The sequence below is a fragment of the Halorubrum sodomense genome (assembly GCF_900111935.1).
GTDB classification, from domain to species: Archaea; Halobacteriota; Halobacteria; order Halobacteriales; family Haloferacaceae; genus Halorubrum; species Halorubrum sodomense.
The window spans coordinates 133,340-147,673 of the sequence record NZ_FOYN01000004.1; the positions used below are offsets into that span (position 1 = coordinate 133,340).

Consider the following 14,334-nt stretch of genomic DNA (forward strand, 5'->3'; position numbering starts at 1 on the left):
ATTCTCGCACCCGGACCTACACGGCGGAGCCGTGTTGCGTTTTCACCGGTTCTCAATACAACGAGAACCATCTGTCTCAAGTCAAAAAGGCGGGTCTCCGGGTGGTTCCCAACCCGTCCGAAGCGTACCCGTCACCGACTCCCGAGAACACCTCATCGGCTGGAGTAATCGCAGCTTTCGATTACAACGGTAGCGAGGCGAATTCATCCGTTTACCTGAATTGAGGCGCTAAGGCCCCTTCCTCAACGAACGAGCGAAGAGAGTGAGTAGGGAGGGGATACAGCGCCGCACGGTTCTCAAACACGTTCGACGCTCGGCCCACAGACCCACGCAATCGAAACAACAATACGCATAGATACGCATAATACGTATGTAGTGAGGCGGAAGAACATCACCATCCGCGAAGACCAAGCCGAGTGGGTCGAGGAGAACCATCTTAACCTCTCGTCGTTCGTTCGCGGACAACTTGACGAACTCATCGAAGAACGCTCGTGAACTACAACTACAGGTATCGACTCCGACCGTCCGACGCTCTCGAAGAACAGTTAGCGTGGACTGTCGATACCTGTAGACAGGTCTACAACCACTTTCTCCACCGACTCAACCGCACCGACGACACCTCGGCGTACTCTGAGCAGAAGCTCCTGCCGAGTCTCAAGAAGTGGTGGAGCGACCTGAAAGGCGTTCACTCGAAGGTACTACAGAAGGTCGTACAACGGCTGTACGATAACCTCTCGACACTACGAGAGCGCAAAGAGAAGGGCTACCGCGTCGGGACGCTCAAGTGGAAGGCACCGGGCGAGTACCGCAGTTTCACCTACAGTCAATCCGGCTTCAAGCTCAAGAACACGGGCGGTCGGACGCGACTGTGGCTCTCAAAACTCGGAGAAATCCCCCTCACCTTCCACCGCGACCTCCCCGACGACGCTGACATTAAGACCGTCACGGTCAAGCAAGAACCTACCGGGAAGTGGTACGCCATTCTCGGCATCGAGACGCCCGACGACCCGCCGGAGAAGCCGGAGAATCCCGAGAACTGCGTCGGTATCGACGTGGGGATTCTCAAGTACGCTCACGACACCGACGGAACCGCCGTCGAATCCCTCGACCTGTCCAACGAACGCGAACGTTTGGAACGCGCACAGCGCGACCTCTCGCGGAAACAGCACGGGTCGGACAATTGGGAGAAACAGCGTCGGGTTGTGGCAGAACGCCACGCCGAGTTGAAGAACAAGCGCCGCGACTTCCTTCACAAGCTCTCGAACTACTACGCTCGGGAGTACGACTTGGTGGCCGTCGAGGACTTGGACGCGAAGGGGTTGGTCGAACTACCGGGCAACTCGCGGAACCGGGCAGGTGCGGCGTGGGGGACGTTCCTGCGGATGCTCAAATACAAGTGCGAACGCGAAGGAACGCACTTCGTTGCTGTGAATCCGCGCGGAACGACGAAAGAGTGTGCGTCCTGCGGCGTTTCGACCGAGAAACCGTTGTGGGTGCGCGAACACTCCTGCCCGGCGTGTGGGTTCGAGGCCGACAGAGACGCGAATGCGGCGTGGAATATTCTTTCTCGCGGTGTGAAGAAGCGGTTAGGAGCGGGACGCTCCGAATCAACGCCTGTGGAGACTGCGCTCCCTGTGTCCTCGGTTGTGGATGCAAAGCGCGTCGTGGAAACAGGAAGCCCCACCCTCAAGCGCGAGGGCGTCAGCCCGAGCGGTAGGGTGGGGTAGTTCACGCGTGAGATGAAGCCGACAACTGAGAATCTATCCGCGTTCCCGCCCGTACTCGGGCTTGGATACTTGGCTGGCTCGTTCGGGTGTTAAGCCGACACTCAAATCAGCCAGCGTGTCAAGACCCACGTATGCGCGATCAGCTCCGACGTCATTATCACTCGATTCGCAATCGAATCCTGCGAATTGAACGACGTGAGGTTCACGAGATCCGTCGGTGGCTCGAGGACACGGAGAATCTGCTTCACTTCTCTGTCGTGGTTATCGTACCGCTTCTCATCGGAGCCATCACGTGGATAGCGAACGTCTCACCGGTCGTGTCCTTTCTCGTTTACCCGCCGCTGGCGTCGGGCACATATACGCTGTTTGCTGACCCTGACGGACCGTACTCCTCGCCAACGAAGTTCGTCGGTGGGATGACCGCCGGGGCGCTCAGCGGATGGTTCGCGCTCGAAATCGGAACGCGGTTCTGGTACCAGACTCCGGCCGAGCAGTTCCAGGTACAGGCTGGCGTGGCTGCGTTCGGTATTTTTCTCACCGGGATCGTCACGTGGGTCCTCTCACTCGAAGAACCGACGGCGTTTTCGACGGCGCTTCTCGTCCTCGTCACCGGCTCCGACCGGCTGGCGTACGTCACTGGAATCATCGGAGCGAGTCTACTCATCGCCGGCGCCTTCGTACTCTGGCGGCGGCACTTCTATCACGAGCGCGCCCGCTATCTGTACACGTCCACCCACGGTGACGATCAGATCCTTGTACCTGTCCGTGGCGAGACGTCCGAGTCACTCGCCCTCTTTGCCGCACGTCTCGCGGCCGCCCACGACGCCAGCAAGGTCGTTCTCCTGAGAACAGTCAGTGAGGAGGTCATCGAGGAAACCGAAACGATAGTGGCGGCTACTCAACGGGGGACTGTTCCCGAGGCTCCTGAAGAACCGCCGGACGAAGGCGTAACCCGCGCGGCTGAAGAGTTGGTGACTGAACAGCAACTACAGCGGCTCGAAGGACTCAAAAATCTGGTCGAATCAACCGTCGACGTATCGTGTGAGTTCGTGATCGCCGCGGAGGGAAATTCAGCTGGAGAAACCGTCCTCACGACGGCTGAAGAGGAGAACTGTGATCTGATCGTCTGTCCGTACGACACCGAAGACGGAGGCCCCAGTCCGTTCGTCAGAACGATCCTGAAGGGTAACACGGACTCGATCGTGTTGCGTTCATCGAACGGACGAACGGAGTGGCGGCGCATTCTTGTAATGGCCCGCTCGTCAGGAGAACCTGCCAACGCGATGCTTGACTTCGCGGTTCGACTCCTCCCCCCCGACGGGACGATAAGTGCGTGTACTTGTATTTCACACCAACAGGAGCGTCGGACAGCGGAGATTATGCTTGAGAATCTCGTCGAACAATTTTCGACGGGTATCGAGACTCGCATCAGCGTCGCGTCTGCCGAAGCGTTCCTCGATCGGAACGCATCCTCGTACGACCTAGCAGTTGTCGGGGCGAGCACCGATCGAAGCGTTCTCTCACGAGTCGTGTCCATGCCGACATTCGAGCGCATTCAAGAGGTTGACTGTGACGTCGCAATCGTCCATCGAGCATAGAAAGTCGTCTAACCCCGGTTTCACGAACCCTTCTCTTGGTGGGTTCAAATTGCGATTCGGAACCGTACGCATCAGAAAATTAATCCGACGGCAAAGAATTTCACAACAAGTGACCGAATACGACACAGTTCTTTTTGACAGTGACGGAGTATTAGTTGAGCCACCAACGTATGAAACCAAAGTCGAAGCGACACGAGCGGCTTTCACAGAAGTAGGGGTTAAACGGCCTAAAAACCATCATATCGACGAAATAGTGAATGGCACTACGGTCGAACGGCTTCACGAAATATGTGCCGCCTACGAACTTGACGTGAACACATTTTGGGAAGCCCGTGAGCGTCTCGACGAGGAGTCTCAATTTAAAAAGTTTGAATCAGATTCTCGAACCCGTTACGACGACGTTACGGCTATTTCGGACGTTTCTCAGACCTGTGGCATCGTGAGTAACAACCATCACAGTACGATTGAATTCGTGATGGATTTTTTCGACCTACAATCCACATTCGACACCTATTATGGGCGTGAGAAGACGGTGGAGAGCCTCGACTACAAGAAACCAAACACGCATTATCTCGACTTGGCGCTGTCGGAACTCGGCGGAGAATCCGCGCTCTACGTCGGTGATAGCGAGCACGACGTGATAGCCGCTCATCAAGCGGGTATGGACTCGGTGTTCGTTCGCAGACCCCATTGTACGGACGTGACCCTTTCGACCACCCCCACGTATGAGATAAATAATCTACACGAAATACCCGAGATAGTGGGTTGATCTCGCTGTGAACTACCCCTGTACTCATCGAAGCGACTCACCGCCTCGAGGCGAAACGACGTCAGTCGATTACGGGATGAAACAGCGGTCCGCAGCCGTGGGTAGCGGTCAGGGGAACTCCTCCGGGCTGGAACTGCTGGATCGATAGCGCTCCGACAGGGGTTCAATCGGTGTTCTGGGGGTCATCGAGCGCCCGTACAGACCGATCAAAACAACGGCGATCAGCCACCATGTTCCAGAACCGACGACGAACGCCACCGGCAGTATTTCCTCTGCCATTCCACCGGAACCTTCCAGAACGCTTCCGACGTTGATCGCGGCATGTAAGAACACAGCAGGGATCACTCCGCCGTCGGTGAGGTTGACAAGCGCACCGAGGACAGTTGACGCACCCAAAACGAAGGTCGTGTATTCCACAAGGAACAGCGGATCAAGAGTGAAGTTCGGGTGTCCGAAAAACAGGGGGAGATGCCACACCCACCACAGCACTCCGACGGCGAGACTCGCCGTTAGAACCGATAGCCGCTCTTGGAACCGTGGTTGGAGAAATCCACGCCACCCGAACTCCTCAACACCCCCGAAAAGGACGACGTTGAGTACGAAGAATCCGAACAGTAGAGATAGCGGGGCAGGCGGTGCGTAGCGTACTGATCCGCCGCTGAGCGCGGCGAGTACCGGCTGGAGTTCCCCGACGACGACCGGGAGGGATACCGCGCCGAGGTACACCCACACCGGAAACCGCCACTGAAGTGCCCGCCCGAGCCAATCTCGGGTCGGGATGTCACTCGCCCAGACGACGAGTACCGCTCCGACCGGGAGACCCCACTGTCGCGGGAACGTGTTGATGTAGACCGGCAAGGTCTCCCATAAGCCCATTACGTAGTAGATCGCGTCCCACGACCACGACCAACTGAACACGATGAGGAGGAACGCCGGAACACGGTGTGTGTCGACCCAGGATTGGATCATGGCGAGATCAAAACCACGTACCCTCACAGCGTCCGTTGCTAGGTTTGAAATATAGTTCTTCGCAAGTTCCGTACAAAAGCCCGCAGGTAAATCGGCTACTAACAGATATCTGGTAGAGATACCCTACTGTATCTCGCATGACCTTCCGGAAATTTCTCTCATATCTGGATATCATTTACGAGTGAATTTACTATAACGTAGGTGTGTACGCCCGCGACACTACCGGGCGAGAATCTACTAGTAGGCTCGGTGGACGTGGAACCGGCCGTGTGAGCGACGAGTGACTGCCGAAAAGATATAAACGAGAACACGACCAACAGAAGCGTATGAGTATTTCCCGCGACGAGAGAGTCCTCGGGGGGGAACCCCGAATCGAGGGGACGAGAGTCGGCGTCCGGCACGTCGCGGCCAGGGTCGTCGATAGCGACCGGTCGCCCGCACACGTCGCAGACCAACTCGAACTCTCCCTCTCCGAGGTGTACGAGGCGCTCTCGTACTACTACGCGCACGTCGAGGAAATGCGTGAGTTCGAGCGTGAAAACGAGGCTGCCTTCGAGCGAATTCACGAGTCATCGCTGAAGCCGAAGGAAACGATTCAGTGACAGGAGCGCGGATTCTCTTGGACGAGCACGTCGGGCGAGTGTTCGAGCGCGTGCTCAGCGAACGGGGCTACGAGGTCGAGCAGGCGAAGGACGTGTTCGGCGAGTTCACGGAAGACGCTGAGTTACTGACGTGGTGCGGCGAGCACGGTGTCGCGCTGATGACGAACAACGCGCGGGACTTCGAGAAACTACACCGGGAGATCGACCACGCCGGGCTACTGCTCTACTACGATCAGAACCGCCCCGACGAGGATCCGGAAGGAGTAGCGCGAGTCGTGGACGAAGTGTTCACCCAGTACGGAGCGACGGACATCGAAAACGAGATCGTTGACCTCGACGAGTGGTACGACTGGCTACACGGGTGACTGACAGTCAACAGTTCGATGCCCGACTCTACAGCGCTACCGCTTTCTGATTCGAAATGTGCGCCCGCGACACTAACGACCGGTCTCATCTCCGGCGGCGTGCCGCGTCGACCGGGAAACCCTCGTGGCGGGCGGTCGCCTGCGCGGCGACGGGCGGGTCGCGTCTGCGACCGGTGTCACGCGCCTGGGTTCTCCGCGCTGTCATCGCTCCCATCGGGGAGTACTCGGGCGGGGACTGACGGCGCGCGGAGGGACGTAGCGACCCGAGGGGCTTAACGGTCCTGTTCGGCGGTGAGGGGGTTCCCGTTCCCCGCTCTCGCCCGTCAGCGGTTCGTCGGCCACGTGGAGCGATCGGTGGTATCGGCGCGTATCCGAACGCACTTACGTCCCTGTCACGGACCCACGCGCAATGACAGTCCGAGTCGGAATCCTCGGCGCGACGGGCGCCGTGGGCCAGCGATTCATTCAGCTGCTCGACGACCACCCGACGTTCGACCTCGCCGCGGTCACCGCGAGTTCGGAGAGCGCGGGCAAGAGCTACCGCGAGGCGGCCAAGTGGCGCGTCGACACCCCCATCCCGGACGACGTCGCGGAGATGGAGGTCGCAGAGACGACGCCAGCGGGCGTCGCGGACGCGGACATCGACCTCCTCTTCTCGTCGCTCCCTTCCGGGGTCGCGGCCGAAGTCGAACCCGACTTCCTGGAGGCCGGGTACGTCGTCTCCTCGAACTCCTCGAACGACCGCATGGCCGCGGACGTGCCGCTCACGATCCCCGAGATCAACCCCGACCACCTCGACCTGATCGAGGTCCAGCGCGACGAGCGCGGCTGGGACGGCGCCCTCGTGAAGAACCCGAACTGCTCGACGATCACGATGGTGCCGACCCTCGCGGCGATCGACGAGTTCGGCCTCGAAAGCGTTCGCGTCTCGACGCTGCAGGCCGTCTCGGGCGCCGGCTACTCCGGCGTCACCTCGATGGAGATCATCGACAACGCCATCCCGCACATCGGCGGCGAGGAGGACAAGATGGAGACGGAGTCGCGCAAGCTGCTCGGCGAGTTCGACGGCGCCGAGGTCGCGCTCCACGGCGCCGACGTGGCCGCCTCCTGCAACCGGATCCCCACGCTCGACGGCCACCTGGAGAACGTCTTCGCCGAGTTCGCGGCCGACCCCTCCCCCGAGGACCTCCGCGAGGCGATGCGCTCGTTCGAGGGCGCCGGCGACCTCCCGAGTTCGCCGGACCAGCTCATCAAGGTGTTCGGCGACGACGAGCCGGAGCGCCCGCAGCCCCGCCTCGACCGCACGTACGCGGACGGGATGGGGATCGTCGCCGGCGGCGTCCAAGCCACCGAGGCCGGCGCGAAGTACAACTGCCTCGCGCACAACACGATCCGCGGCGCGGCCGGCGCCTCGCTGCTCAACGGCGAGCTGCTCGTCGAGGAAGGGTACGTCTAAGATCGAAGTCGGTCTACGGTCATCGTCGACGGCGACCTCGACTATTTTTAAATAACCAGTAGCGACTGGACCGCGGGTCGCGATTCTAATGTTCCCAGTGGCGCGCGCCTCCGAGTGGCCGCCTCTGGCGGCCACGAGGAGCGCGTGCGAGGGAGTCGGGCGGCCGGAGCGAAGCGGAGGCCGCCCGACGAGGCTGGGGAGGCGTGAGGTGCGGTGCCGGGTGGGAATCGAAGGGGCAGCCGGGAGGACGAAGACGCGCGACGCAAGCACCGCAGGGAGCGAACGGAGTGAGCAACCGAGGAGCGCAGCGAGCGCATCGAGTCCTCCCGGCTGGGGCTTCGGCGGTGTTCTTCGCCACTCGGCGATTACTTAGTTAAAAATAAACGGTCGTCGAGGTGGTCGCCCTCGCCACCACAGCCGACCCACTCGCCTCTTACTTCCCTTCGAACTCGGGCTCGCCGTCGCCCATGAACGCCGTGACCCCCTCCATGAGGTCGTCGGTGTTCATTACGTGGCCGAAGCCCATCGCCTCCACTTCGAGGCCGGCCTCGTTGTCCGTCCGGCCGGCGTGGATCGCGCGCTTCGTGTACTTCTGGGCGATCGGCGGGCCGCCCGCGAGCTGCTCGGCCAGCTCACGCGCCCGCTCGTCGAGCTCGTCGTCCGGGACGACCTCGTTGACGAAGTCGTACTCGGCCATCGTCTCGGCGTCGTAGCGGTCGGCGGTGAGGATGATCTCCTTCGCGCGCCCCTCGCCGACGATCCGGGCGAGCCGCTGGGTGCCGCCCCAGCCCGGGAGGAGGCCGAGGTCGAGCTCGGGCTGGCCCAGCTCGGAGCGCTCGGAGGCGATCCGCATGTCCGCGGCGGTCGCCAGCTCCATCCCGCCGCCGAGGCAGTAGCCGTCGATGGCGGCGACCACGGGCTTGTCCGACGCCTCCAGCTTGCCGAACGTCTGCTGGCCCTGCCGGGAGAGCTCGACGGCGTGGATCGGGTCGGCGCCGCCCGCGGCCATGCTCTGGATGTCCGCGCCCGCGGAGAACGCGCGGTCGCCCGCGCCGGACAGCAGGATCGCCCGGACCTCGTCGTCGCCGTCGAGCCGGTCGATCGCCGTCGCGAGCTCGTCGAGCACCTCGTCGCTGATCGTGTTCATCCGGTGCGGGCGGTCGATCTCGACGTGCCCGACCCGGTCTTCGACCGCGACGTTCAGCACCTCGTAGTCGGCGCCGCCCTCGGCGTCGCCCGCGTCGCCGCTCCCGCTACCCGCGTCGCCGCGAAAACCGCCCGCCTCGGCGGCCTCGCGCAGGTAGTCGGTCGCCGCGTAGCGCGCCTCGCCGGTCTCTTCCGCGAGGGCGTCGAGCGTCTCGACGAGCGAGTCGAGCCCCTCGGCGTCGGCCAGCTTCGCCGGGCCGTCGGGGAAGCCGGCGCCGAGCTTGACCGCCTCGTCGATGTCCTCGGCGTCGGCCACGTCGTTCCCGATCAGGCCGGCCGTCTCGTTGGCCATCACCGCGAGCAGGCGGCGACGGACGTCGGCGTCGACCGCGTCGCTCGGGATCTGGGCGCCGTCGCCGTCCTCGTAGTCGTAGAACCCCTTGCCGGTCTTCTTGCCGAGGTCCTCCGCCTCGACCTTCTCCGCTAAGAGCGGGCAGGGGCGATAGGCGTCACCGAGGACTTCGTGCATGTACTCCAACACGTGGTAGCCCACGTCGATGCCCACCTGGTCCGCGAGTTCGAACGAGCCCATCGGGAGGCCCATGTCGAACTTCGTCGTGGAGTCGACCGCCTCCATCGTCGCGTCGCCGGACTCGACGATCCACGCCGCCTCGTTCATCAGCGGGACGAGGATCCGGTTGACGATGAAGCCGGGGCTGTCCTTGCGGACCCTGACCGGGGTCTTCCCCATCGACTCCGCGAGCCCCTCGATCAGGTCGAGCGTCTCGTCGCTCGTGTGCTTCCCGGAGATGACCTCGACGAGGTCCATCCGCACCGGCGGGTTGAAGAAGTGCATGCCGCAGAAGCGCTCGGGGCGGTCGGTGACCTCGGACAGCTCGGTGATGGAGAGGCTGGAGGTGTTGGTGACGAAGACGGCCTCGTCGGGCGCGTGCTCGACGACCTCGTCGTACACGTCCTTCTTGATCGCCATCTTCTCCGGAACGACCTCGACGACCACGTCGGCGCCGTCGAGCGCGTCCTCGAGATCGACGAACGCCTCGACGCGGTCGAGCGCGGCGTCGGCCTCGTCGTCGCCGATCCGGTCCTTCTCGGCGAGCTTGCCGAGCGACCACTCGATCTGGTCGTATCCCTCCTGAACGAGCTCCTCATTGATGTCGCGGAGCGACACGTCGTAGCCGGCGAGCGCCGCCACTTCCGCGATGCCGTGGCCCATGTTCCCGGCACCGAGCACCGTCACGCGCTGGACGTCTTCGAGCTGCATACCTGAGGGTCGGAACCGTCATGGTTGAACGTTTCCATCTTCCAAACGCCAAACTCGACGTAAGTTTATTCGGGCGACAGACGCCCGCGCGCAAGCCCCCGAAACCGAACCGCACTCGTACCTGCGGCCCCGCTCACCGACATGGACGACCCCGTCGCGGCGACACTGCGCGAGGACCCGACGATGGCGGCGCTCGTCGACCGGCACGGCCCGCTCGACGTCGCGCCCGCGGACGACGAGTTCGGTCGGCTCTGTACCTCGATCGTGAACCAGCAGCTCTCGACCGCCTCCGCGAACGCGATCCGCGAGCGGTTCGTGGCCGAACTCGACGGCGACGTGACCCCGGAGCGCGTCCTCGCCGCCGACGAGTCGGCGCTACGCGAGGCCGGGCTCAGCGCCACGAAGGTCGAGTACCTGCGGAACGCGGCCGCGGCGTTCCGCGACGGCGACGGCGAGTTCACTCGAGCGGGATTGGCGGGCGTGAGCGACGAGGCGGTCGTCGACCGTCTCACCGAGATCCGCGGCGTCGGCGCGTGGACCGCGCGGATGTACCTCATCTTCGCGCTCGGGCGCGAGGACGTGCTCCCGCTCGGCGACCTCGCGGTGCGGAAGGGGATCGAGCGGGCCTACAACGACGGCGAGGAGCTGTCGCGCGCGGAGATGCGCGAGATCGGCGAGGCGTGGCGCCCCTACCGGAGCTACGGCACGCGATACATCTGGGCCGAGTACGAGTCCTGATCCGCCGGCCCGTCGGCGCTACTCGAGGACGACGTGATCCGGGTCACACGACGGACAGAGGCGGGATATTCCGCCCGGGACCTCGAGAAACGCCGTGCCACAGCGGATACACGCCCGCTCTCTGCTGCGACCCACGACGTTCCCGCCGCCCGCGTCGAAGGGGGATCCGGTCCCGTGGCTCGGGCATTCGTCACAGATGCGCGTGACCGTTCCGGCGGGCTCGGTGAAGCGCTCGTGGCATCGAATACAGGTTCGGGTCCGCTCGTCCGTGACCGCGTTCATGCGTGTTGCGTGATTTCGATCGCGCTATCGGTTTCGGGTCGGGGCCTCCTGTTCGGGCTCGGGGGTCGACGGTCGGTCGTCGGCCGTCGCGTCCTCGCGGTACAGTCGGAGGATCTCTTCGAGGAGGACGGCGTGCCGGTCGCCCGGGACGTACTGGTGGTCGATGAAGTCCTCGGCGTCGCTGAACTTTCCCCTGAGTGCGAGCTTCCGCACGAACGCCACGGACTCGAAGAACGGCGGGCCGTCCGCGTCGGCGTCGCCGCCGAGCTCTCGCTCGGCTTCCGGCATCACTTCCGATTCGATGGCGTCGTAGTCGATCGTCGCCGGGTCGTACTCGTCGAGCGTCCGAGAGAGCACGTAGTCGGCCGAGAAGCGGTAGAACTCCGATTTGCTCTCAAACTCCCCCTCGTCGACGAGCGATTCGATCTCCTCGACCACCGGCTCGGGAAACCGGACCGTACTTTTCACCATATGCCGTGACGTTGACACCCTCGGTCTTATAGTTTGGTCAGACGACCTCGGCGTTCGGCTCGGAGAGGCGCTCGACGTCCGGCTCGGTGACGTCCTCGGCGTCCGGTTCGGCGGCGTCCGAGAAAATCACTCCTCCTCTTCCAGGACCTCCCCGGCCTCGGCGCGCTCCGCCTCGTCGGTGTCGGCGCGGCGGCGCACGTCGACCCGGTAGTCGGTGAGGATGTCGCGGCCGAGCAGCAGCGGGTACTCCATGTGGCCGCGGTCCTCGACGCTCGCGGTGACGGTGTGCTGGTTCCCGCCGATGCCGATGACGAGGTCGACGACCGGGCGGGCCTTTCCCCCCTTCACGCTGCCCGACTTGACCCGCGTCATGCTCTTTATCGGACCGGCGCCGATCTCGGCGGCCAGCTGGGTGTCGATGCTCGTCCGGGTCGCGCCCGTGTCCGACTTCGCGAGCGCCTGCGTGGAGCCGGAGGTGCCGGTGACGACGACCTCCTCGATGTAGCCGATGTCCGGCTGCTCGGTGGGGGTCGGCTTCGGCGCGGGCGCGCAGGAGGGCCGCGAGTCGTCGAGGCGCTCGGCGACGCGCGCGACCGCGTCGTCGTCCACCTCGCCGCCGACCGTCTCGATCGCGAGCCGCGCGATGTGCGGCGCGGGGCTCGTGCCGGTCGCCTCGAAGAGGCCTTTGAAGCCCGCGGTCGGGTTCACCTCCAGCACGTACCAGCCGTCGTACCCCTCGACGAGGTCGACGCCGGCGTAGTCGAGCCCCATCACCTCGGCCGCGTAGAGGGCGGTGTCGGCCGCCTCCTGCGGCATGTCGTCGGTCGCGTCCTCGACCGCGCCGCCGAGCGCGACGTTGGTCCGCCAGTCGCCCTCGGGGGCGTACCGGTACATCGAGCCGACGATCTCGTCGCCGACGACGTACACCCGGAGGTCGCGGTGTTTCTCGTCGTCCCGGTCGATCAGCCGCTGGAGGAACGCCTGGCGGTTCCCCACCTTCGGGTTCACGCGCTCCGTGAGGTCGACCTTCCACGTCCCGCCGCCGTGGGTGCCGATCGCGGTCTTGTACACGCCCACGTCGCCGAATCGCTCGCGGCCCTCGTTGAGGCGGTCGTTCGACAGCGCGAGCAGCGCGTCGGGCACGCGGATGTTCCAGTCCGCGAGCGTCGCGGCCGTGGCGAACTTGTGGATCGACGCGAGCACCGCGTTCGGCTCGTTCAGCATCGGCCGGATGCGCTCGAACGTCGCCGCCAGCCCCAGCAGCTCCGCGGGCTGGTCGGTGTTCGACAGGAGGAGCCGGTTCGCGATCACGTCGACCGCGGGTTCGACCGACACGTCGCCGTCCTCGACGCTGACCGCGGCGTTCTCCTCGCGGAGCCACACCGGCTCGTGACCGAGGTCCTCGACGGCGTTGCAAATTGCCTTCGTCTCCTTGCTGTTGTGCAGCGACAGCACTCCCACCCGAACCGAGTCCGAACTCATGTCCACACCTGCGTGGGCCGAGCTAAAAGGCGCGCCGATCGGTTCGACACGGCGACCGATCGAGGGCCGTCGAGGCCGCGAGCGACGGGTTCCGACCGGCGAGGCGGTCGCGCGGAACCACGGAGGATCACGGTTAACTCCGCGTCCGCCGAACCCCGTCGCGTGACCGACGCAGTCAGGGTCTTCCTCAGACGCCGCGGGAGGGTGTTCCGTCCCGCCTCCCGCGGCGCGACCGAGGAGGGGAGCGAACCGCTCGAAGTCCTCGTGGGGGACGTACTCGCGGGGGAGAGCGACCCCGCCGAGAGCGCGCGCCGGGTTGTCCGCGACGCGACACCCCGAGGGGAGTCCGAACTCGTCCGCCGCGGGAAGCCGCTGTCCGTCCCGGTCGGGGGGACCGACCGGACCCTCTCTCCATTCCTGTTCGAGGTCGCGGCCGGCGGCACGGCCGACGACGCCCCGCGCGATCCCCCGACCGCCGCGGGCGAGTGGCTGCCGCCGACGGCGTTCCTCCGGCACACGACGGCACCCGGGCTGTGGGAGAGCTACCGCCGTGTCGGCCCCGACGCCGACCTGCTCCGGACCGACCGGACCCACGGCGCGGCGTGGCTCTCCGTCAGGGCGCTGGAAGCGCTGCGCGACCGCGCCGGCGCGGTCGCGTTCGGCGCGCTCGACGGCGGCGTCGACCGGGTCGCGGAGACCGCTCGGGAGCTCCGCGGCGCACGCCCGAGCATGATCGTCGTCCGACACCGGATCGACCGGGTACTGAGCGGGGCGGACCGCGCGCCGGAGGCGGTCCACGACCGCGCCCTCGCGGGGCTCGACGCCGCGCTCGACGCGGACCGGCTGGCGGCGGAGCGGGCGGCGGCCGCGGTCGCGGAGACGGTCGGTCCGGCGGCGACGCTGTCGCGGTCCGGAACCGTCGCGGCGACGCTGCGCCGCGTCGACCGGCCGGTCGTCGTCGGGGAGTCGCGCCCGGGCCGCGAGGGGGTGGACGCGGCGGAGCGGTTCGCCGCCGCCGGCGTCGACGCGACGCTCGCGACCGACGCCGCTCTCCCCGGGCTCGTCCGCGAGGGCGACGTCGGCTGCGTCCTGCTCGGTGCCGACCGGATACTGCCGAGCGGCGGCGTCGCGAACAAGGTCGGCTCGTATCCGCTCGCCCTGGCGGCGGCCGACGCGGGCGTCCCGGCGTACGCGGTCGCGGCCGCGGACAAGGTCGCGACGGCGGACGAGGTCGTCCGCGAGTCGGGCGACCCCTCGGCGGTGTACGACGGCGACCGCGCCGTCGCGGTCGAGAACCCGATCTTCGAGCGGGTCCCCGGCGACCTGCTGGCCGGGGTGCTAACGGAGGACGGGCGGCTCGACCGGGCGGCGGTCGCGGCGCGGGCCGCCGAACACGAGTCCCGAGCGGAATGGACCGACCGGTGGGACCGCTGACGCGGGACCGCGG

12 protein-coding genes are annotated in these 14,334 nt (G+C 65.1%); 8 read left to right on the forward strand and 4 right to left on the reverse strand.

All coding sequences use genetic code 11. The features are described 5' to 3' along the window. Positions 1 to 491 precede the first annotated feature (491 nt). The 3 genes from BM286_RS13770 (at position 492) to BM286_RS13780 (ending at position 4,094) form a co-directional block, all read left to right on the forward strand. Positions 492 to 1,727 (forward strand): RNA-guided endonuclease InsQ/TnpB family protein, encoded by a 1,236-nt coding sequence (locus BM286_RS13770; protein ID WP_092923633.1) that lies wholly within the window; start codon positions 492 to 494, stop codon positions 1,725 to 1,727. A gap of 131 nt (positions 1,728 to 1,858) precedes the next feature. After that, positions 1,859 to 3,325: an HPP family protein gene (locus tag BM286_RS13775; protein WP_092923636.1), complete on the forward strand. Its 1,467-nt coding sequence runs from the start codon at positions 1,859 to 1,861 to the stop codon at positions 3,323 to 3,325. A gap of 109 nt (positions 3,326 to 3,434) precedes the next feature. Continuing rightward, positions 3,435 to 4,094, forward strand: a complete 660-nt coding sequence (locus tag BM286_RS13780) for an HAD family hydrolase (protein ID WP_092923639.1) — start codon at positions 3,435 to 3,437, stop codon at positions 4,092 to 4,094. A 108-nt stretch (positions 4,095 to 4,202) separates the two neighbouring features. Here the strand turns inward: BM286_RS13780 and BM286_RS13785 are convergent, their stop codons facing one another. Beyond that, positions 4,203 to 5,063: a CPBP family intramembrane glutamic endopeptidase gene (locus BM286_RS13785; RefSeq protein ID WP_092923642.1), complete on the reverse strand. Its 861-nt coding sequence runs from the start codon at positions 5,061 to 5,063 to the stop codon at positions 4,203 to 4,205. A gap of 326 nt (positions 5,064 to 5,389) precedes the next feature. Here BM286_RS13785 and BM286_RS13790 point away from each other — a divergent pair, with 326 nt between their 5' ends. From BM286_RS13790 to asd, 3 genes are all read left to right on the forward strand, one after another. Continuing rightward, positions 5,390 to 5,665: a DUF433 domain-containing protein gene (locus BM286_RS13790; protein WP_092923645.1), complete on the forward strand. Its 276-nt coding sequence runs from the start codon at positions 5,390 to 5,392 to the stop codon at positions 5,663 to 5,665. 17 nt (positions 5,666 to 5,682) lie between these two features. After that, entirely contained in the window at positions 5,683 to 6,030 is a 348-nt protein-coding gene (locus tag BM286_RS13795; protein WP_245779365.1) for a DUF5615 family PIN-like protein, read from the forward strand. 409 nt (positions 6,031 to 6,439) lie between these two features. Continuing rightward, positions 6,440 to 7,486 (forward strand): aspartate-semialdehyde dehydrogenase, encoded by a 1,047-nt coding sequence (asd, locus tag BM286_RS13800; RefSeq protein ID WP_092923648.1) that lies wholly within the window; start codon positions 6,440 to 6,442, stop codon positions 7,484 to 7,486. A 433-nt stretch (positions 7,487 to 7,919) separates the two neighbouring features. Here asd and BM286_RS13805 read toward each other — a convergent pair whose 3' ends face one another. Continuing rightward, positions 7,920 to 9,914: a 3-hydroxyacyl-CoA dehydrogenase/enoyl-CoA hydratase family protein gene (locus BM286_RS13805; RefSeq protein WP_092923651.1), complete on the reverse strand. Its 1,995-nt coding sequence runs from the start codon at positions 9,912 to 9,914 to the stop codon at positions 7,920 to 7,922. A gap of 141 nt (positions 9,915 to 10,055) precedes the next feature. On the opposite strand from BM286_RS13805, the gene BM286_RS13810 reads away from it, so the two are divergent. Then, a complete protein-coding gene (locus BM286_RS13810) occupies positions 10,056 to 10,652 on the forward strand; it encodes a DNA-3-methyladenine glycosylase family protein (protein ID WP_092923654.1) in 597 nt (198 codons plus the stop codon). A 306-nt stretch (positions 10,653 to 10,958) separates the two neighbouring features. On the opposite strand, the gene BM286_RS13820 is transcribed toward BM286_RS13810, so the two are convergent. Further along, positions 10,959 to 11,405, reverse strand: a complete 447-nt coding sequence (locus BM286_RS13820; protein ID WP_092923660.1) for a ribbon-helix-helix domain-containing protein — start codon at positions 11,403 to 11,405, stop codon at positions 10,959 to 10,961. A 126-nt stretch (positions 11,406 to 11,531) separates the two neighbouring features. Further along, positions 11,532 to 12,893 carry a putative ATP-dependent zinc protease gene (locus tag BM286_RS13825; RefSeq protein WP_449272182.1) on the reverse strand — a complete coding sequence of 454 codons (1,362 nt, stop codon included), beginning with the start codon at positions 12,891 to 12,893 and terminating at the stop codon, positions 11,532 to 11,534. Positions 12,894 to 13,049: 156 nt separating this feature from the next. Between BM286_RS13825 and BM286_RS13830 the strand changes: the two genes are divergently transcribed. Then, positions 13,050 to 14,321 carry a translation initiation factor 2 gene (locus BM286_RS13830; RefSeq protein ID WP_158293690.1) on the forward strand — a complete coding sequence of 424 codons (1,272 nt, stop codon included), beginning with the start codon at positions 13,050 to 13,052 and terminating at the stop codon, positions 14,319 to 14,321. Positions 14,322 to 14,334 lie beyond the last annotated feature (13 nt).

What these genes read in the sequence shown, in the direction of transcription:
- BM286_RS13785 (WP_092923642.1), bottom strand. Translation starts at nt 5,063, where the DNA reads ATGATCCAATCCTGGGTCGACACACACCGTGTTCCGGCGTTCCTCCTC.
- BM286_RS13805 (WP_092923651.1), bottom strand. Translation starts at nt 9,914, where the DNA reads ATGCAGCTCGAAGACGTCCAGCGCGTGACGGTGCTCGGTGCCGGGAAC.
- BM286_RS13810 (WP_092923654.1), top strand. Translation starts at nt 10,056, where the DNA reads ATGGACGACCCCGTCGCGGCGACACTGCGCGAGGACCCGACGATGGCG.
- asd (WP_092923648.1), top strand. Translation starts at nt 6,440, where the DNA reads ATGACAGTCCGAGTCGGAATCCTCGGCGCGACGGGCGCCGTGGGCCAG.
- BM286_RS13790 (WP_092923645.1), top strand. Translation starts at nt 5,390, where the DNA reads ATGAGTATTTCCCGCGACGAGAGAGTCCTCGGGGGGGAACCCCGAATC.
- BM286_RS13775 (WP_092923636.1), top strand. Translation starts at nt 1,859, where the DNA reads ATGCGCGATCAGCTCCGACGTCATTATCACTCGATTCGCAATCGAATC.
- BM286_RS13820 (WP_092923660.1), bottom strand. Translation starts at nt 11,405, where the DNA reads ATGGTGAAAAGTACGGTCCGGTTTCCCGAGCCGGTGGTCGAGGAGATC.